The organism is Dongshaea marina (genome assembly GCF_003072645.1).
GTDB classification, from domain to species: Bacteria; Pseudomonadota; Gammaproteobacteria; order Enterobacterales; family Aeromonadaceae; genus Dongshaea; species Dongshaea marina.
This window is the reverse complement of record NZ_CP028897.1, coordinates 2,213,141-2,233,130: the sequence shown is the minus strand read 5'-3', so window position 1 is coordinate 2,233,130 and position 19,990 is coordinate 2,213,141. Positions and strand designations below refer to the sequence as shown.

At 46.9% G+C, this 19,990-nt stretch carries 10 protein-coding genes and 6 tRNA genes; 9 read left to right on the top strand and 7 right to left on the bottom strand.

Going from position 1 to position 19,990, the window contains the following annotated elements:
* Positions 1–191: 191 nt before the first annotated feature.
* The 9 genes from yegD (at position 192) to corA (ending at position 6,071) form a co-directional block, all read left to right on the top strand.
* Positions 192–1,541 carry a molecular chaperone gene (gene yegD, locus DB847_RS10700; protein WP_159084531.1) on the top strand — a complete coding sequence of 450 codons (1,350 nt, stop codon included), beginning with the start codon at positions 192–194 and terminating at the stop codon, positions 1,539–1,541.
* An 814-nt stretch (positions 1,542–2,355) separates the two neighbouring features.
* Positions 2,356–2,431, top strand: a tRNA-Asn gene (locus tag DB847_RS10690).
* A gap of 14 nt (positions 2,432–2,445) precedes the next feature.
* Positions 2,446–2,521 (top strand) — tRNA-Asn (locus DB847_RS10685).
* A 14-nt stretch (positions 2,522–2,535) separates the two neighbouring features.
* Positions 2,536–2,611, top strand: a tRNA-Asn gene (locus DB847_RS10680).
* Positions 2,612–2,625: 14 nt separating this feature from the next.
* A tRNA-Asn gene (locus tag DB847_RS10675) sits at positions 2,626–2,701 on the top strand.
* Between the two features lie 14 nt (positions 2,702–2,715).
* A tRNA-Asn gene (locus DB847_RS10670) sits at positions 2,716–2,791 on the top strand.
* Between the two features lie 14 nt (positions 2,792–2,805).
* Positions 2,806–2,931 (top strand) — tRNA-OTHER (locus DB847_RS24355).
* Positions 2,932–3,066: 135 nt separating this feature from the next.
* Entirely contained in the window at positions 3,067–4,935 is a 1,869-nt protein-coding gene (locus tag DB847_RS10660) for an EAL domain-containing protein (RefSeq protein ID WP_108650665.1), read from the top strand.
* Between the two features lie 188 nt (positions 4,936–5,123).
* Positions 5,124–6,071, top strand: coding sequence for a magnesium/cobalt transporter CorA (gene corA / locus DB847_RS10655; protein WP_108650664.1), 948 nt, complete (start codon positions 5,124–5,126; stop codon positions 6,069–6,071).
* 285 nt (positions 6,072–6,356) lie between these two features.
* On the opposite strand, the gene DB847_RS10650 is transcribed toward corA, so the two are convergent.
* From DB847_RS10650 to DB847_RS10620, 7 genes are all read right to left on the bottom strand, one after another.
* Entirely contained in the window at positions 6,357–7,232 is an 876-nt protein-coding gene (locus DB847_RS10650) for a DnaB-like helicase C-terminal domain-containing protein (protein WP_108650663.1), read from the bottom strand.
* Positions 7,233–7,665: 433 nt separating this feature from the next.
* Complete coding sequence (locus tag DB847_RS10645; protein ID WP_159084530.1) at positions 7,666–9,546, bottom strand: SpoIIE family protein phosphatase; 1,881 nt, start codon at positions 9,544–9,546, stop codon at positions 7,666–7,668.
* 48 nt (positions 9,547–9,594) lie between these two features.
* A complete protein-coding gene (locus tag DB847_RS10640; RefSeq protein ID WP_108650661.1) occupies positions 9,595–10,017 on the bottom strand; it encodes an ATP-binding protein in 423 nt (140 codons plus the stop codon).
* A gap of 130 nt (positions 10,018–10,147) precedes the next feature.
* Positions 10,148–11,416 carry an MFS transporter gene (locus tag DB847_RS10635; RefSeq protein ID WP_108650660.1) on the bottom strand — a complete coding sequence of 423 codons (1,269 nt, stop codon included), beginning with the start codon at positions 11,414–11,416 and terminating at the stop codon, positions 10,148–10,150.
* 82 nt (positions 11,417–11,498) lie between these two features.
* Complete coding sequence (locus DB847_RS10630) at positions 11,499–17,645, bottom strand: non-ribosomal peptide synthetase (protein WP_108650659.1); 6,147 nt, start codon at positions 17,643–17,645, stop codon at positions 11,499–11,501.
* Positions 17,642–19,255 (bottom strand): condensation domain-containing protein, encoded by a 1,614-nt coding sequence (locus DB847_RS10625; protein WP_108650658.1) that lies wholly within the window; start codon positions 19,253–19,255, stop codon positions 17,642–17,644. Before DB847_RS10625 ends, DB847_RS10630 begins: the two co-directional genes overlap by 4 nt.
* 221 nt (positions 19,256–19,476) lie before the next feature.
* Positions 19,477–19,827: an STAS domain-containing protein gene (locus DB847_RS10620; protein WP_159084529.1), complete on the bottom strand. Its 351-nt coding sequence runs from the start codon at positions 19,825–19,827 to the stop codon at positions 19,477–19,479.
* Positions 19,828–19,990 lie beyond the last annotated feature (163 nt).

Here is a 19,990-nt window from a genome sequence, read left to right as displayed (position 1 = left end):
AGCTGACAATCCCAGCCCATGCTTTGAGTTGGGCCGCCCTGCTTGGCCAGCCACCCCAGGCTCAGGCACCAGCTACTTTGCCTGACTCCCCAAGGGTACAGAGCTCAGCTGTTCCCGAGCCAATTGCTTTCGCCATGACTCTCAATTATGATCCCGCGCCCAGTCAGCGAATTGAGACGAATGGAGTAGCCGTGAAGCTTGGAATTGACTTTGGTACCTCAAACTGTGCTGCAGGCATCCTGCGGGACGGGAAGATCGAACAGATCCCCCTGGACTCCCAGTCCCACTACCTGCAATCGGCTATCTATACTCCGGATCGCGCCCTGCTGCCACGAATTGTCCTGGATTACCTTACGCCTGAATCTAAACGCCTCTACCAGCAGAAACGAGGTTTAGAGCTTGCCAGGGCCAACCGTCTCATCGAAGAGGAGGGGTTTCGTCCCTCGGAGTTCCTCTATCTTGGGCAAGCAGCTTTTGATGAATATATGCAGCACCCGGAAGAGGGTTACTTTCTTAAATCACCCAAGTCCTTTTTGGGAGTGCTCGGACTCAAGAGTGAGCAGATCAATCTTTTTATCGATCTCACCACCATCATGCTTGGCGAGATCAAGCGTCGCTGTGAAAAACAACTTGGGGCTAAGGTCACCCAGGCCGTGATTGGTCGCCCGGTTAATTTTCTGGGGATGAATGCCCGTGAGAGTAATCAACAGGCAACCGGGATCATTCGCCAGGCTGCTGAGCTGGTCGGGTTTGAGCAGATCGAATTTCTGTTTGAACCTGAGGCTGCCGGCCATCACTTTGCCCATGGCCAGGAACAGTCACGAGAGATCCTGGTGGTTGATATCGGTGGAGGCACCAGCGACTTCTCCCTGATGAAGGTGGATCCCGACGGCTGCTCTCAGGCACTGGCCCATCGCGGGATGCGGATCGGTGGCAACGACTTTGATATTGCCCTGGCAATCGAAAAGATCATGCCGGAATTTGGCCTGGGTGAAATAAACAGCAAGGGGCGTCCGACCCCTGCCCCTCTTTTCTGGGATGCCATGTCGATCAATGACATTCCGGCCCAACGTCGCTTCTATGATCCAAACACCCGGCGAACATTGCAGGAGCTACTGCGTGATATGCCCGTTGACAGTAAGTTTCAGCGGATGCTGACCATCTGGGATAACAAGCGAAGCTTTGAGCTGGTCAGGCGAGCGGAGTTATGCAAGATCGAGCTCTCAGACACCTCCAGCAGCTCCCTGGTGATTAAAGATGAACTTGCGCTTGAGATCGCTCGGGAGCACTGGTGGCAAGCCAGTGATTCAATTCTTGGTAAAATTCACACCCTGATCAGCGAGCTTTTAACCGAGCAAGCTAGCGTACCTGATTGCCTTTACCTGGTCGGTGGAGCCGCCAGCTCACCTATGTTTGTTGAAGCTCTGCGGGGCTGGCTTCCCGGGATCCCTATAGAACGTGGCAACAACCTGGGTGGGGTGGTCTCAGGCCTGACTCTGGCGACTCGTGAGCTGCTGCCCGGCCCGCTGACCTGCCACTGAGCACTTTCCCCGAGATGGAATGACAGGCAGTACGGACTGTGTTCAAAAAACCGCCAAGCCTGTCATTTCAACCACTCTGCCTTCCTCAGCCTGGCTGTTTTGCTTCAGAAAAGTGAAGCCATTCGAGACCTTAAAACCCGGCAACCAAGGTTTTCACGAATAAAATCACCAAAAAAGGGCCATTGTCTGGATTATTTGTTTGACAAGGTAAAAAGAGAGCTTTAGTATGCTCGCTCCCTGCATATGAGCCCCTCTGAATGCCCCGGCAGGCGCACAGAGACCCCCTCGATATCCGTCGATATCACTGCAAAGCCAAGCTCTGACAGTCATGAGCTTCATGAAATAATTCACAATGAAATTGGCTCAACCAACTCTCAACCACAAACCTCTTCATTTGAGTCACACAGCTTTGTTGACTTAATCTATCTATTTGATTTTTAAATATTTTTTACTTGTGCCTTTTTTGAGCCATTTCTGCTCAATCCCTTATTTCACGGGCGTTTCACGGCTTTTGGCAACTGTGTTCCACAGGGTTATCCACAGAAACAGTGGATAACTTCAGGCAAGAGGCTAATGACGGGCCCTGGCGCCCTTGTGCATAAAACAATCAGCTCAGATTTAGCAGGACTCATACCTTCAAAAATGATGGCTCCGTCACGAAAATCACCCAGGGATCCCAGGGCGTTGCATGGTATTTATGCGTTGCAGTACACAAGTTCAGCATAAACACTGAATATTCAAAGATATCCACTGCAGATGTTGACACTGAAAAACTCAGGGATTAACATGCGCCTCGTCTTAACAAGACAGTGATTCCCCCTTAGTTCAGTCGGTAGAACGGTGGACTGTTAATCCATATGTCGCTGGTTCAAGTCCAGCAGGGGGAGCCAATTTACAAAGTGATTCCCCCTTAGTTCAGTCGGTAGAACGGTGGACTGTTAATCCATATGTCGCTGGTTCAAGTCCAGCAGGGGGAGCCAATTTACAAAGTGATTCCCCCTTAGTTCAGTCGGTAGAACGGTGGACTGTTAATCCATATGTCGCTGGTTCAAGTCCAGCAGGGGGAGCCAATTTACAAAGCGATTCCCCCTTAGTTCAGTCGGTAGAACGGTGGACTGTTAATCCATATGTCGCTGGTTCAAGTCCAGCAGGGGGAGCCAATTTACAAAGCGATTCCCCCTTAGTTCAGTCGGTAGAACGGTGGACTGTTAATCCATATGTCGCTGGTTCAAGTCCAGCAGGGGGAGCCAATTTACAAAGTGATTCCCCCTTAGTTCAGTCGGTAGAACGGTGGACTGTTATATTGCTGTTCATAAGAATTACGATTTTTAGTCGTAGAACGTGGACTGTTAATCCATATGTCGCTGGTTCAAGTCCAGCAGGGGAGCCAAATTTGCCCCACCTCTCATTAACTCAGTGAATTGATAAGTTTTTTCCCCAGTTTGCTCATCTTCGAGTACACTTTTTATAGTGCGTCTAAACGAGCCGTTTTAGTCTTTGAGTCAGAAAGGATTCTGGTGCGCTTATGAAAGAGTTCAGAAAAAACCTTGTCGTCAGCTTTCTTCTTACCTTGCTGCTGGCCGCTCTGATCACCCTGATCATCCAGTTCCAGTTCCGCCACCTTGTCGATGATCAACAACGCAGCGCCGAACAGTGGCTTAAGTCTGAACTATCCTCCCCCGACCATTCAGATATCAAGCGCAGTGCCAATTATGCAATGAGCATCATGCCCCTGAGCTCCCTGAGCATCTTTGATATCAAACAAAATCGCCAGGTCATTGAGCTCTCATCACAGATAGCCCCCAGTAACATAGTCACCATTCTCTACCCGATCAACCGATTACCAAGTACCCTGCAAAATGAGAGCTACCGAATTTCGTATCAGCTACGTTTCCCCATCGCCGCCTCGCTGATCTTCTCAACCCTCACCCTGGTGAGTGTCGCTCTTTTGATCAGCTGGTTGATCTTTGCCCTGCTCCAGTCAGGTCTGTTACGAAAAGTAGAGAAAGCTCTCAAAGATGAGTTCAACGATCCTCAGGCAAACCCCGGCCCCTTCCCTGAGCTCTCAGTAAAAATAGGTGAACTGGTCAGCAGCACCAAAGAAGAGCAGGAGATCTGCTGGAATCAGGTTAAAAACCTGATGATGCAAACCACCCATGATTCGATGACCGGTTTGTTTAATCGCAGTGCCTTCCAAAAAGATCTGACCCTGCTGCTGTCCGAGGAGGAGGAAAGCAAGATGACGGTGCTGGCTCTGGTGCGCTCAGACGAGCTTAATAACATCAACCAGGAGCGCGGCTACCAGGCCGGTGATGACTATGTGAAAGAGATCGCCAAGATCCTCTCTCAAACGACAAAACGCTTCCCCCACTCCAAGGTGTACCGGGTTGCAGGGGGTGATTTTGCGATCCTGCTCAAACAGGGTTCTTCCGGCGATGCTCAGCAGCTCGGTCGGGATCTCAAGGCCGCCTTTGATCAATACAGCCTGGCTCAGGAGCTCACCAGTATCGCCCATACCGGACTGACCACCCTGACCTCGGGCCAGACTCCGGAGCATGTTCTCTCCCGTGCCGATATAGCCCTGGCCAAAGCCCAGTCCGATATCGCCAATGGCTGGCAGTTCCAGCAAAATGATATCGATCAGATCACCGAAGGCCAGTTCTACTGGAACAAGATCATTCACTGGGTTCTGGAAAACCACTCAATCTTCCTGATGAGCCAGCCGATCCAGTCCCTCAATCGTAACATGAAGGGTTATCAGGGGATCTTCACCCGCTTCATGGGAAATCAGAATAACGTCCTGCCAACCGGCACCATGTTTGCTATGGCCCAGCGCCTTGAGCTGATTGTAAAACTGGAACAGCTGATCCTGGAGAGCATTTTCCACCAGTACAAACTTCAGACTACTCCGGAGCTGCGCTGGGGGATCCGTCTCTCCCCGCTGGTGCTCCACAACAGTTCATTCACCGTCTGGCTCGAACGCCTGCTGATGCGTGAGCAGGATGTCGCCACCAACCTGGTGTTTGAGATGGATGAGGAGGTACTGGAGCGCAACCTGGTTGCCAGCAAACGTCTGTTTGATCTGCTACGCCGCTTTGGCAGCCGCTCTGCCGTTGCCAAGTTTGGTAAGGGAATCGGCTCGTTCCGCCTGTTCCGCGAGCTAAGCCCCGATTTTATCAAGCTGGATCCATCTCTCATTCGCTATATCGAAAAGGATGGCAACACCCAGCAGTTTGTACGGATGATCATCGATACTTCTCACCGCATGGACTGCATGGTAATTGCCGAGGGTATCGAGAATTTAGGACAAAAACAGGTCCTGGAAAAAATGTATGTTGATGGTCTTCAGGGTTACCTCATCGCACGACCTGAACACCTACAGATGCAAAAATAAACGGGTTTGCGGGCCGAACCGGCCCGCACTCAACTCCCTTGTCCATCTCAGGTTAGCCAGGGCCCTTCAGGATTCAAATAACTGAAAAATAATGGGGAATTTGTCTCATTAGCTCCTGACATCAGCAACCTATACAGGTATAGTGCAGCAGCCAGTAAAACCAGCCCTAGAGAATAGATGGGGGAGCCATGATCACTGCATATATTGTAAACAACAAGGTGCTGGACGTTGTACCACTGACGACCAAAGATGTTCTGCCTCCAGGAACGATCTGGATAGATGTCTACCGACCCGATGACCAAGAGCGCTCCTGGCTGAACAATATGTTTTTTGAGGAGGTTCCCGATAAAGAGGAGTTGGATGATATTGAAGCATCCGCACGTTTTTATTGGGATAAGGATGGTCTGCATGTTCACTCGCTGTTTCCCCAACGTATTGGCCGGGAAACCCGTGGGGTTCATGTCTCATTTACCCTGCGCGATAACCTGCTGATCTCGTTACGCGAAGATGATATCGGCCTGGTGCGCCTGCTGCGTAACTATATGCGCCACGAGCGTGTCGAGGTAATGGACTCTCTGGATATCCTGCTGGAGATCTTCAATTTGAAGGTAGAATACCTTTCCGATCTGATTGAAGATGGCTACCAGGTGCTGGAAGAGACCGCAGATAAGGTGTTCGAAGAGGATGAGATCTCTGAGATGCTGTCACAATTGGTGGAGCAGGAAGAGGCCAATAGCCAGATCCGCCTGGCTCTGCATGATACCCGCCGGGCCTTACGCTTTTTACGCCGTACCATGCGCCAGAAGCTCACCGAAGACAAGGTTCGCTGGATTGATGAGATGCTTCATGACGTGGAGTCGATCCTGCCCCACACCCAGTTTCTGTTTGATAAGATCAACTTCCAGCTTGAAGCGGCCATGGGCTTTACCAACCTGGAGCAGAATAAGGTGATCAAGATCTTCTCGGTTGCGGCCGTGGTCTTCATGCCACCGACCCTGATCGCCAGTATCTACGGGATGAACTTCCACTTCATGCCGGAGTTTAATCTCTCTTATGGCTATCCGATGTCGATTATCCTGATGATCTGCTCGGCGGTCGGCACCTATTCACTGTTCAAGAAAAAAGGTTGGCTGTAGGCTCTGTTAACGCTTCCAATCTAGAACCTGTTGCCCCTGAAAGTGCTTTGTTCGAGGCGAATCATGAGATCGAGTTATTTAAAAGTGATAACCAACGATGATCAGGGCCTTTTCAGGAGCAACCCACAGGGCAGTGGCTATTTTCCCACCCTGCGGCGTTATCAGATGCTCATGTAGAGTCACTACACTACACATCTTATGCCTTGCAGGTTGCAAAAATTGCCAACTGCAGAACCAAATCTGAAACGCTAACAGAGCCTAAGCTCCACCCTCCCCCAAGCTCTGCTACCAATGACAGATCCCGGTCTCGGGATCAAAGTCGACACTAAAGCGCTCGAGCACAGGATAACGGGCCTTTAGCATCTCAAGGGTTAATTGGCGGCAGGCCGGGTTCGCCCGTTGCAGAGCAATCACCCACTCACAATGCCTGGCTATCATGGATCCTAATTGAAGCTCCCCCAGCTTGAGAGCTCCACTCCCCGAAGCACTTTCCCTGTTTGTAAGCTGTGATATCAGCATCAGGGTGATCTCTGCCTGCTGTGCAAGCTCTTTAAGTTTAAACAGAGTCTGTTCCTTATCTTCACAACCATAGAGCAGAGATTGAATATCATCGACCACAACCAGGCTTCGCGCATTCGCATCCTGTTTCAACCATACCAACAGATCTGAACAGCTTTTAGATTCACTATTAATCTGAAGTGGTAGCCTGGATAACTCACTTACGCCCCGGTTGATCTTAAGCTGCAGCTCCTGATCTGCCGTCTTGGGTAGGCTAGTTAGCCGCTGATGCTCTATCACTGAATGGACGCAAAGAAGTTTATGCCGGATCTCCTGAGGTGAGCTATTGAGTGAAACATAGCAAACCCGCCGACCGCTTTTGGCTGACTCCAAAGCAAAATTGATTGCAGCAGAAACCTTACCGGCATTCGGACGCGCCGCGACCATCAGCATGCTGGTCTGATGGAGTTGCGCTTTGAGCTGTTCCACGGATGTGACCTTATGCCGCTCACTTTGATGCAGTAACAGGCTCCAGCTTGAGTATCCTTCCCGGGCCGCGACCAACTCAAGGGCTCTGGCATGAGAGATCCCATGAGCACGCTTAAGCTTGTTGGCAAGCTTCTTCAGGGTTTGCAGGTTCTTAGATAGAAAAAAGGGGGGCATATTCACTCCTCTGGCACCGACAAAACAATCCCTTCCTTATGTTTTGATCCAAAGAAGTTAAACTCATTGTGATAACCCATGCTCGCGTGGAGCTTTCCCATTGGAAGGGGGGAAGCGCTGGGCCCACTTGCAAAAGATCCTATCCGCTCTAGCGCCCGAGATCAACCCTCACAGCTGTGACTGCTAGAGTATTTTCTCCATAAATGGAATCAATCAATACTGTGACTAATCTCTGGCTTTGCAGACTGACTCGCAGTGCCCTCCCTGGTACTCTACTTCAGCATCCATGCTGCTGAGGGTCAGCTTAGAAAAGCCAGAAATTCTTTATCTCAGGCTGAAGTGATGACCCAGGTTAGTCCGAAAGAGCTCTAGCAGGACCATCAGGGCAAGAGAGACAGATCTGACATCTCTCACCAAGCGAGTCACGGGGGATTTATCGTGGATTGCGAATCCAGATCACCGTCCGATCATCTTTATCTTTTCCATCCAAGTTAAAGCATGCGACATCAGAAATCAGAGCTTTCGCGGGATCCAGGGTCGATTGACGGTTAAAACCATGAATAAAATTAACCAGCCCCTGCTGCCCATAATACTCCCCTTCATATACCGCCTCCGTCACTCCGTCGGTACAAAGAATTATCTCCTCATCCCGATTGAGTATCATCCGGGTTTGGGTATAGCGATAACCAGAAATGACCCCCAGCACTAAGTTCGTATCACAGCTGATCTCCTGAACCTCTTTGCGCAGGCCAGAGTAGAGCAGAGGGCATGCATGCCCTGCATTCGAGATAATACACTCCATTGTTTTCATGTCGATTTTACAGCATGTCGCCGTAATGAACATGGTTTCGCTGTTAAATTCACACAGATAATCATTTAATTCTGTCAACAACTCCTGTGGGTTCATGAGTTGATTTGACAATATTTTAAATCGAGCCAAAACAAACAGTGAAAATATGGATGCTGCGACATCTTTTCCAGAAGCATCACCGATAAAAATATACAAAGTATCTTCTATTTGATGAACCAAATAGATATCACCACTAATTATGTTCCCCTGCTCATAGGAAGAGTAAATATCTAACGAGCCACGAATGTTTTTAGATTCACTCTCAGACTGAGATAAAAAAGCTGACTGAATTCGAGAAGCAAGCTCAATTCCTGCTTTCATATGCTCATTTTCTTTCTCTTTTTGGATCAGAGAGCAAATATCACTTCGCATGCTATCGATCGACGAGCTTAGTTTATCAAGCTCATAAATCCCGGTTGCGACAGAAACTCGGCTTTCCAGGTTTCCAGCCGCAATTCGCCCTACCTCATCCAGGAGACTTTCAATAGGCAGGGTGACTGTTTTTATCGTCTCCTTTGAGAACCGCCTAAGGTAATAGGAAATCAATAGTACCGACATTGATACCAGCAGCAAGATAAATATCATTTTGAAGATAAGAGGGATAATATTTATCTTTATAATAAAACTAAACGCACCATTCATAAATATAGCTTTATTATAAAGGTAGCCCCCTTCATACGACCACTGTGAAAACTTAATGCTCTGATTGCTGTATAACCAATTCAGGTGTTCCGTAGCAACATTTGATTTATCATCATCAAGACTAATAAACTGTCTTGGATGATCATCATACTCCTGGCTCACATAAAAAACCTCGACATCAGAGTCCGATTTGGCCTCCTTGGAGAGGATTTTAAAAAATGCCGACATTGAGACATCAATCACACCAACCGCATACACACTATCTTTATACATCAGCGGAAAGCAGTAAGTTACTGTATAGTCCAAATTTCCGAACTTGCTCGGCTGGGGAGATAAGAAAAAGCTTTTCTTTTCTTGAAGAGCCCGGATAAACCATGGCCGTTGATAATAACTCTCCCCCGTTTTATGATATATATCCTCCATACTATCAACAACAATCTCGTCATTGTCATTCATATAGATATAGGCACCATAATCTTTATATTTCGGATTAAGGGCATATCCTATGCCATAGAAGTAAATACTTCTATCGCCAACACGCTTAAAAAAGCGGGTACTCTCGGGGATATCTGTCTTCAGGCGGGTAGGATTAGTATATATCTCCTGGAACATGTCTGCAGTTGTCATCATGTTTTCTTTAATCCCATCAGACAATCGATGCAACTGGTTCAGCTTATAGTCAATGGCGTCTCGCTTTCGATCAAGCATGTAACTAGTCAGCACATAAAAAAGAACTGCAAACAATAAAATAACGGTTATTGTTATTAATATCCGGCTTGCTTTATAAAGGCTATGATACGCACTCTTTCTTCTGTCTAACATAAAGACCAACTATAGACTATAACAAATGATACGATGGATAATATCCAGTTATGAAATATTCAATATAAAGGTACGAGTCAGGGTTTCAGTATCATATCGACAATCAATGTCATCACTAAAACTTTCGACAAGCAAAAGGCCAAGGCCACCCACCTCATCCAGTGGAGCCTCCCGGGTAACCTCTTTTGCATTATTGACTATTTTATTAACATCTAGTTCAGTTACAGGATGCTCGGTATACTTGATGCGACTTAAATCATCCGACACTCTGATACAAAGATTCACTTCTGAGTCACTTGGGAGCAAGTAATTAAAGGAGTTGGTCATTAGCTCCTCAATAATTAGCTCTACCTTAATAGCTCTATCCCGGACTCCTTCTTCAGTGTATTGATGAATCTCCTTTTTAAGCGAGATCAGTTCGGCCTTAAGATCATATCGGGCAATATCAAAGTATTCCCTTTTAATAGCCATGATGACTCCCAAAAATTAAATAATCTCAATCATCTCATAGTAGCAGGTAAAAAGCTATCAGTTACTCACCATCCTATTGCTGAGCATCTTGATAAAAAAGGCTTCAGCCTGAAACTGAAGCCCTCACTTTCTATGCCTCTACGGTCTTAAGTTGTACACCTTTTTGTATTTTCATCTTATACAGGTAGGCAAACAGGCCACAAATTAACAGCCCTAACGAAGCCAGGTAAAATGGTGCGGTTATCGATTCGCTCACAACCGGCCCAATACTAAACGCATTCATGAACCATGCGATACCAAATACGGATGTCGTTCCCCCCATAAATTCACCCTGCTCATGGGTTTCAACCTGAGATGCAACTTCAGACATCACTGCGGTATACAGAATAATCTCGATTAGTGAGGCAAAAAATGCGACAAAGCCCATCACATAAGGTGAAACATAAACAGCAGATATCGCAAGCATGATTGAAACTAATATTGCAATCGACACCATGGCAGTGACCACATCAAACTTCTTGAGCACTTTATCCTGTAACCAGAGGGTTGACGATAGGTATCCAACATTCATCAACAGGAAGAATACTCCCACAATCGCAGGAGCAAAATGGAATATCTGCTCCAGAGCTAAAGGTAATGATTGAGCAAAGTACCCCCAACCTAACTGAAGGAACAAAAAGCATAGTGCGAGTAATCGAACCCTCTTATCGGTAAACATGACCGAAAAGCTGAAGATCAGTTTGAATATATTAAGCTTATCCTGATGAACCGAAGCCCTGGGAACCTTAGGCAGAAAAATGATGATATTTAGAACATTAATCAGCGCTAAGATAGCACCAAACCAAAATGGTAGTACCGAAGATAGCTCAGGTGTCTTTGCAAAAAAGCTAAGAGCAGTCGTCACTAACGGACCGATCACAAAACCGATCGAAGCCGCCAGGGTGATTAAACCTAAGTTCTTCATGCGGCGATCGTCGGTTGATATATCCAGAATAAACGCCTGTGCCAGGCTAAAACTTCCACCAAAAAAGCCACATAGAAAACGGCTGAACATAAAAATCCACAGCGAGGTACCATAAAAAGAAGCTATGGATAGCAAGTAGGATAAGACAATCCCTAATATAGTAATGATCAATAGCTTCTTTCGCCCATAGATATCTGAAAGCTTACCCAGGAGGGAGCTTCCGATAAAAACACCCAGCGGCCACAGAGCCATGGAGAGCCCATAATAGAAATAACGAGATGCCGGAGCCACAGACTGGGCAAAGAACGGACTCGTCTTGGACATAATAATTTCCGGTATCACAGGAAATACCAAACCTACGCCCATGACATCAATAATGATGGTCATCATCAGGAGTGCGATGACCAGCGGGCTATTTTTTTTCACAACATTCATGCTAACAACTTCTACCTTAACTTGAAAAGTTAAACCTCCGAAGCTCTCGGAGGTTTAGATACAGAGGCTTTGAACCCGGTGATTAATGAGTCATCACCAGCATTTTTCGATAGGCGTCACGCTCATCTGAAACGGACTCCAATAGTGACATCAGGAACTCCGGCTCCTGGGATAGCATCTCTTTTACCAGCGTGTCATCGATATTGAGCAAGCCAAACTCCCCAACCAGAGAGTCGAGGTGTCCCCTGGAGGTAATGGTCGATTTCAATAATGATCCTGTATTCACAAGACTATTCTCAGACAAGATCCGCACCGTCCCTTCCCAGCCTCCGGGAGAAGCCAACGACAAGCTGGCAAATCCTGAGTACAGCAAGCTTAATCCGTTACTATCGCTTTCAAGGCTCGCTCTCTGATCGCCGGAGTAGGATGAAAGCCTCGATTTCAGTGCCAGCTTAGCTACAGTCTGCTCATCGAGATTCTCAAACAGAGTGTGTCCGGATAGATAATCAATCCGTGATTTCAGGGCATTCTTCATCATATCAACCAGATGCGTTGCCGTGAGCTCACCCCAGTCAAAATCAAGCATGGCCAATGCCTTATTGGTGATCTCCTGGGTCAGGATAGCCTGAGTGCTCTCTCCAGACTGATGTTCAATCCAGCCTAAATGCAGCAGCTGATCCTGAACATAGCCCTTAAAGATTTCACTCTCAGCGCGCTCTTTTAAAGCATCTATATATTCGGACACAGAAACCACCTGGATTGACAGCGGATTATCATCTGCAGAAAAGAGCTCTGCGTATTTGACCCGATTTGGGTTATATACATGATAAGTACCGCTCTGCAGGGCCTTTTTATCAAAGATCTTACAAATCGCTTGTGCGGTTTTATCGACACAGGACATCTCAACCTGGTAACTATCAAATATCATCCCCATATTGAAAAAGCTCTTAAGGGTCTGATAAAAACCATTACTCTCTAAGTTCGACTGATGCCTGAGTGTTTTAGAGTTAAAAGCAAGGTTACCTACACGATAGATACAGGCGTTCATCCCCCGCGTTCTTGCGTCAATAACCCTATGCTCCCCAAGTAACTTGGTCTTCAAATACACATTATCAATACTATCTTCAATCTCAGGGGTATCACACTCGGCATAGGAGGCCACCGGACGGTCTTTGATCAGGACTCCCTCGCAAACAGAGCGAGTCGATATATAGTGAAAACCGACCTGGGAGCCTTTTTCAGCAAGAGCGATCAGGTTCTCAGTCGAGAGTACGTTGGTTCGGTAGAAAGCCTCATACTCACCATAGTGACTCACATTTGCAGCTGAATGGATGATTGCATCCAGTCGTGAAGTTAAGACCTGGTAGCACTCCTGAGTTAATCCGAGATCGGCCTTCTCAAGATCACTTGCAAACACCTGCAGCTTATCCTGGAACGGCTTGTAGTCATCACCGAAATAGTATTCAAGCTTCTCTTCCAGACGCTCACGTGCATGGCTATCACTTTGCCCCCTGACCAGAGCGATCGCTTCCCTACCCTGCGACAGTAGTTCAAAAATGATATGCGCTCCGAGATGCCCCGTGGCTCCGGTGACCAAAACAGAAGAACCGTTAATTTTTTCAGAAATATCACCCTGTTCCAGCTGATTCAGCCAAAACTTAGAACGGGTCAGAGCCTTTTCTCTCTCATGCTCTATCTCGGATTGAAGCTGCTCACTTGGTGGTGTCGTCAATTTGCTCTTGATCTGATCAAGGTTGCTATTGAGATCAAATGCCTGAATATCTACATTTTCAGAGATCTCTTTGACCGTCGGGTTTTTAAAGAGATCATTAATTTTCAGATTAAGGCCTAATTTTTGAGCCTCTGAGATAAAGCCGATCGCCTTGATTGAGTTACCACCGATGCGGAAGAAGTCATCACAGATGCCTACACGGGGTAATCCAAGAGCCTTCTCCCACAGCATGCAGAGTTTCTCCTCAACATGGTCACGAGGCTCGACATAATCACTCTCAAATGTGATCTCAGGCTTAGGCATCGCCTTTCGGTTCACCTTGCCATTGGGTGTCAATGGGAAGGCATCCATCCGCACAAATGCACTTGGGATCATGTAATCAGGTAAGTGGGTTTTAAGCTCTTGAGTGAGCTCTGAATCAGTCAATTCAGTCGAACAAACATAATAACCGCACAGGTAATTCATCCCCTGATCATCGTCCAGGGCAAGCACCAGGGCATCCGTGACACCAGGCATCTCTATGATACGTGACTCAATTTCGCCAAGCTCAATCCTGAAGCCTCTGATCTTGACCTGGAAGTCGATGCGCCCCAGAAAATCAATATTGCCATCGGATCTCAGTCGAGCCAGATCGCCACTGCGGTAAATATACTCACCCAACTCAGGGTGGTAGATAAACTTTTCAGCATTCAGCTCAGGTCGATTCAGGTAGCCACGGGCCAGGCATGCACCACCGATACATAACTCACCCGGAACCCCGATGGGGCAAAGGTTGAGGTTTTCATCCAGGATATAGGCTTTATAGTTGGCCAGGGGCTTGCCTATCGGCAATGAACTCATCGCCGAGAGCTCGCTGCCTCTCGGAATATGGTACTGCACCGCGGTAACGGTTGTTTCGGTTGGACCATACTCATTGATGAAATCACAGTCAGCCACAAACTTCTTAGCCAGCTCAACCGTACAGGCATCGCCACCGGCAATCACCCGCTTAAGATAAGACTTATTGGTCAAATCAATGCTATTGAGAAAAGCAGGAACAGCGTGGACATGGGTTGCCTTATGCTCAACCAGGTATTTCTCAAACTCAGCAGCATCGAGCAGCTTATCTTTACGGATCAACAGGAGTGAACAACCGCGCACAAAAGCGATCCAGATCTGTTCCACTGAGGCATCAAATGAAATTTCAGAAAACTGCAAAATGACCTCATCCGAAGTCACACCAAAACGGTTGATCTGACCCGCAGCCAGGTTGGTCACTGTCCCTGAGTTGATTTCAACGCCCTTAGGGTTCCCTGTTGTCCCTGAGGTATAGATGATATACATCACATCCTCAATGCCGTACTGGATCCCTGTGGATTGAGTTGACTTATGTTGATAGTCGATTTGATTGATATTCAGCAGCTGATGCTGACCTGAATCCGCGATCACACCCATCTGTTTTTCGAATTGATCAGATACAATCAGGTGTGAACTCTGTGAGTCGTCCAGGATATAGGCGATCCGATCTTGTGGATACTCTTTAGACAGGGGGATATACGCACTCCCCGTCTTCAGAACAGCCAGCATACTAATCATCATCTCTATGGAGCGATCGACCAGGATTCCAATCTTACTCCCCGGAATCACCCCTGCATCTTCGAGCAGGTAGTGCGCCAATTGATTTGCCCTGTGATTGAGCTCTGCATAGGTTAATTTCACAGATTCAAAGATCAGCGCGACCCCATCAGGATTATTGGCAACACTCTCCTCAAACAGGGCTATCGGAGTCTTCGATTGCGGGTACTCCTGATAGGTGTCATTAAATACCTCTTGGATCTGGGCCTTTTCGGGCTGGGTAATCAATGCAATTTGACTAAGCTGTTCCTTTGTATAGTCAGAGCTGAGCACAAGATCCACAACCTGCAGGAAATGATTCATCATACGGATGATCATATCCTGGCTAAACAGCGCAGAGCGGTAATCTGCACTTAACACAAAGCGCTCTGAAATCTTATTGACCATCAGGGTGAGATCAAACTTCGCAACCTCTGGATCGGGTGTATTCACCTGATATTTTAAGTCCGCACTAGTATAGGATGACTCGCTCTCAAAATAGTTAAAGAAGACATCAACCAGCGAGTTATAGCTGCTTCCCAGCTCCTGAATGACCTGCTCAAAGTTATATCCCTGATGTTTTAATAAGTTCAGGCAGCTCTCTTTGACCGTTGAAAAATATGTCTCAAAGCTACTGTCATTTTCGGCAGGCAAGCGCAGTGGCAAGGTATTAACAAACATGCCGACCATATCTTCAACAGCACTATCTAGGCGTCCGGATGCTGCAGCACCAAATACCACATCACTGGTGCGTGCATATTTTGACAATACAAGACCACAGATCCCGACATAAAACATATAGGGGGTCAGGCTATGCTGCTGGCAAAATGTCCCGACCCTCTTGGCCAGTTCGGACGGAATATCTACCCGAACCGTTTCATTATTGCGATCTTCAGCGTTGAGCGCGGTTTTAGCATTTTCATAAGGAAGCTCAATTGCACTTGCCCCCTCGATCTGCTGCCTCCAATAGGATTTATTCTCCAGGAAAGAGTCAGATGTGAGGTACTCATGGGTGTACCAATATGAGTAGTCCTTGTAGTTTATCTCAGGAAGCTTAATTTCCTCATCGTCATACAGAGCAAAGAGATCTTTGACCAGAGGTTGAACAGACAGTCCATCGACAACGATATGGTGCATATTTAGCACCAGGACGCTGCTGTCTCTTTCTATTTCAAACAGGGCAACGCTAAAAAGAGGGCCTTTCTTCAGATCAAAAGGCTGAACAAAATCACAGATATGACTCTCAATTTCAGATTCGGATATTTTCTTGATCTTCTTATTGATTGTCACCTGGGGCAGTACAGACTGAACAACTTCACCATCGATATAGTCAAAGCACATTCTTAACGACTCATGGCGCGCCACAAGCCTGTCAATCGCAAGTCCGAGCTTTTCTTTATCCAAAGTGCCATCGATATGGATACTCAGGTAAAGGTTATAAGTCGTACTAGGCCCCTGCAGCTTCTCCGTTAAATAGATCCCGCGCTGAGAGCTGGTAACAGGGTAATATTCAAGATCTGGAGCATGTGAAATCTTCTCAACCTTGCCAGATGAGTCAAGAACTGATGCGAGATCCTCAACTTTAGGGTTTTTAAATATATCCGAGATGCTGATGCCATAGCCTAACCTGGATAGTTTGCCGATTAGGGCAACCGTGGTGATGGAGCTACCACCAAGCTTAAAGAAGTCATCTGCTACACCAACGCGCTCACAACGAAGCAAAGATGCGATCTCATTTGCGAGCAGTGTTTCGCTGTGGCTGCGGGGAGCAACATATTCAGGCGTCAGCAGGTTTTTATCCGGCTTTGGCAGGGCGCGTCGATCGACCTTGCCATTGGGTGTCAGAGGAAACTCCTGCATGTGCATGAAGATATCCGGGATCATATAATCAGGAACCTGCTTGGACAGCTCGCGCTGCAACTCAGTCTCATCAATGTCATTGTGACTGACGTAATAAGCACAGAGGTATTTGTTGCCATTGGCATCATCCAGGGCGAGCACCAGCGCATCGTTAACCTGTTCGAGATCGGTCAGGCGAGATTCGATCTCTCCAAGCTCAATTCTGAAGCCGCGGATTTTCACCTGGAAATCGAGACGCCCGAGAAATTCAATATTGCCATCCGCTTTCCAACGGCTCAGATCGCCGGTCCGGTAGATCCGCCCAAATTGCGGGTGCTGAATAAACTTCTCATCGGTCAGGTCCTGACGATTGAGGTAACCTCTGGCAAGCCCCTGCCCCCCAACACAAAGTTCACCGGGAACACCCAATGGGCAGAGGTTAAGGTTCTCATCAAGAATATAGACTTTGTAGTTTGCGATCGGCTTACCGATAGGAATATTGCTATATTCCTGGTCGACAACGAAATCTGTCGTCTGAACCGTTGCCTCGGTCGGACCATAGCCATTATGGACCGTGGTTGGTGAGTCCAGATTGACTTGCTTGAGCTTGTCTCCCCCAACCATCACATGCTTGAGATCATCGAGAGGATTTTGCAAAAACACCTCTGAGAACTGGGTGGGTAAAAATGAAAAACCAATCCTGTGTGCCTTAAAGTAGTCATAGAGTTCAGGCAGGTTCAGCCTCATCTCCTTGGGAATGAGGTGCAGGCAGCAACCAGAGATTAAGGATGGAAAGATCTCAACAACACTCGCATCAAAGCCAAATCCTGCATATTTAGTTGTCGCACTCGAAGGAGAAAGATCATTGGTATGGCTAAACCAAAAACACAGATTAGTTAGTGTGCCATGCTCGATCATCACCCCTTTTGGGTTACCTGTGGTCCCTGAGGTATAGATGATGTAGGCCAGATTTTGGCTAAGAGGAGCACAGCTATCAAGGCGAGCGCTTTGGGCCCCATAGTTCAATTGATCCAAGGCTATGGTATTGGAAAAGACAGCGCTCATCTCCCCTGAAGATCAGAGTGGGTCAGCAGGAGAATGCTTTCGCTGTTTTCCAGCATGTACTGGCGTCGCTCGAGAGGATACTCAACGGCAATCGGAACATAAGCCGCACCAGACTTGAGAACCGCTAAGATAGAGATGATCATCTCAAAGCAGGGATCAAACAGGATACCGATCACCTTCTCAGGCCCGGCACCATGCTGGGCAACCAGGTAGTTGGCGAGTCGTGTAGATGCATCATCCAGCTCCCGATAGCTCAGGCTGTTGCCGTTAAAGGCCAGGGCATCTGAGTCCGGGTGATTATGAACAGCCTCGGCAAACAGCTCAATAAACTGTTTGTCTTTTGGATAGTCAACGTCTGTGTCGTTAAACTGCTCAAGCATCAGAGATCTCTCATCATCACAGAGATAATCGATGCTCTTAAGCTCCGCCTGTGGATCCGCAAGCAACTTCGCCAGCAAATTTATAAAGTGCTCACCCAACCGGGACAAAATGGGTGATTCAAGCTTATTTGAATAGATAAACTGATACCTGAGGGTGTCATCAATCAGCTGAACCGCCAGATTGATATCACTATCCCCAAGGTTTACAGAGACAGGTGAAGCCAGCCATTTTTCAGAGGGAGCGTGTCCGAGATCTGTCATGGTCATACTGATGGCTGGATAACCATCAACCGACTTTGCCCGGCTAAGAGCCTCAGGAGCCGGAAGATAGCGAGATATTTTCAGATTATCATCGATAGACTGAGCATGGACCTGCGCCCTGAAGCTCGGCTTAAGCTTAAAGGTGTCAAATACCGTATTGACGAAGCAGCCCTGAACGGAATGATTTTTTGCAGTAAAAAAGGGATAGCTTATCAAAAACTCATCGGTTTGAGAGTAACGGGCGATCAGGATACCGTAGGCAGCCTTCAGGATATTGAAGACTGAGACCTGCTCCTGCTTAGAAAATTCGACTAACTTTGCATAAAGGTTGTGATCCAGGCTATTTGTCTGCGCAATTACCCGAAAAGAATCTGCGGTGACATGCTGCCAGGGAAGGTTTAGCTCATTGGAGTGCTGCGCTAACTCTGCGTTCTCATGAGACAGAGCGAGCTGAATACTCTCCTGCTCAAACTCCAGGTATCCCTGGAGATCCTCAACTCTGGCAATCTCTGACTCTGAGCCAGCCCCTTCGTAGCGGTCAACAAAGCTCTTGACCAGATCATGGATACTGTTGCCATCTACAACCATATGATGAAACAGGAACAGTAGATATGTTTCGCCCTCGCCGTTAAGGAGATAGAGACGACACAGCGGCGAGTTTTCCAGCTCAAAGCCTTCTTTGATAAGGTCATCATAGCGAGAGAGATCCTCACTGATAACCCTGGCTTCAACATCATCCCTGATACGCTGAATAAGCTCACCATTCTCATTAATAAAAAACTCACTTCTAAGGCTATAATGTTCAGCGATAAAGCTTTCGTAGCAGTGTTGCAGCCTTGACAGTTCGAGTACTGACTCGCCCTTCAATTTCAAAAGATAAGGAAGGTGGTAGCGAATCTTTTCCTCGGCATCTAACTTTTGATACGAAAGATACATACCTTTCAGGTAACGGCTGGCTGCAATTTGCATTTAAAACCTCGATATAAAATAAAGATTGCGCTGAGATTGAAATAAATTACTAATAAATTCTCATATAAACATACGAAGGCAGCCGCCATGCTCATGGCGACTGAAATTTAAAAAATTTTCAGCACATATCAGGACAAATGAATAAAGATAGATATTTATTCCATAAGCAAAAACCGGATCACTGGCGATCCAAGCCTTCCTTGCCGGGTAAAGAGTCAGTTTTAGTGAATTTGTTCGCAGAACACTTTTTCTGCTTCACTTAAATCATCATGAATTGGCATCAGCTTTGAAAATCCCGAAACAACCAGGACCTCTTTAACCATAGGTTGAGTCTTGTAGAGTACAAGCTTGTGGTTATTTGCAGCAAGTCGTTTAAAAAGCAAGACAAAAGCTCGTAGACCCACACTACTGATGTAGCGTAATTTCTCAAGATCCATGATGATGTCAGAATTAGACACAGAGTAGATCGCTTCTACCTGCTGAGTAAAACTCTCATGGCTATTGATGTCCAGAGCCCCGTCAAGGGATATTAAAGAATAATACTCCTTGCTGGCTGCATTAATATTCAACATATCATTCATCCTATATATACGATTCTTCCATTAGAGACATGTGAGAAAGACTGAAGGCTAGTGATAGCAATAATCAGGCACTACTTCCCTATAATATTCAATTCCACTGGCAACGTTCTGGAAACGAATACTGTATTTCCTAAAAACATCGAAATAAAGTTCA

What these genes read in the sequence shown, in the direction of transcription:
- DB847_RS10635 (WP_108650660.1), bottom strand. Translation starts at nt 11,416, where the DNA reads ATGAATGTTGTGAAAAAAAATAGCCCGCTGGTCATCGCACTCCTGATG.
- DB847_RS10620 (WP_159084529.1), bottom strand. Translation starts at nt 19,827, where the DNA reads ATGTTGAATATTAATGCAGCCAGCAAGGAGTATTATTCTTTAATATCC.
- DB847_RS10630 (WP_108650659.1), bottom strand. Translation starts at nt 17,645, where the DNA reads ATGAGCGCTGTCTTTTCCAATACCATAGCCTTGGATCAATTGAACTAT.
- DB847_RS10650 (WP_108650663.1), bottom strand. Translation starts at nt 7,232, where the DNA reads ATGCCCCCCTTTTTTCTATCTAAGAACCTGCAAACCCTGAAGAAGCTT.
- DB847_RS10645 (WP_159084530.1), bottom strand. Translation starts at nt 9,546, where the DNA reads ATGTTAGACAGAAGAAAGAGTGCGTATCATAGCCTTTATAAAGCAAGC.
- DB847_RS10640 (WP_108650661.1), bottom strand. Translation starts at nt 10,017, where the DNA reads ATGGCTATTAAAAGGGAATACTTTGATATTGCCCGATATGATCTTAAG.
- DB847_RS10660 (WP_108650665.1), top strand. Translation starts at nt 3,067, where the DNA reads ATGAAAGAGTTCAGAAAAAACCTTGTCGTCAGCTTTCTTCTTACCTTG.
- DB847_RS10625 (WP_108650658.1), bottom strand. Translation starts at nt 19,255, where the DNA reads ATGCAAATTGCAGCCAGCCGTTACCTGAAAGGTATGTATCTTTCGTAT.
- corA (WP_108650664.1), top strand. Translation starts at nt 5,124, where the DNA reads ATGATCACTGCATATATTGTAAACAACAAGGTGCTGGACGTTGTACCA.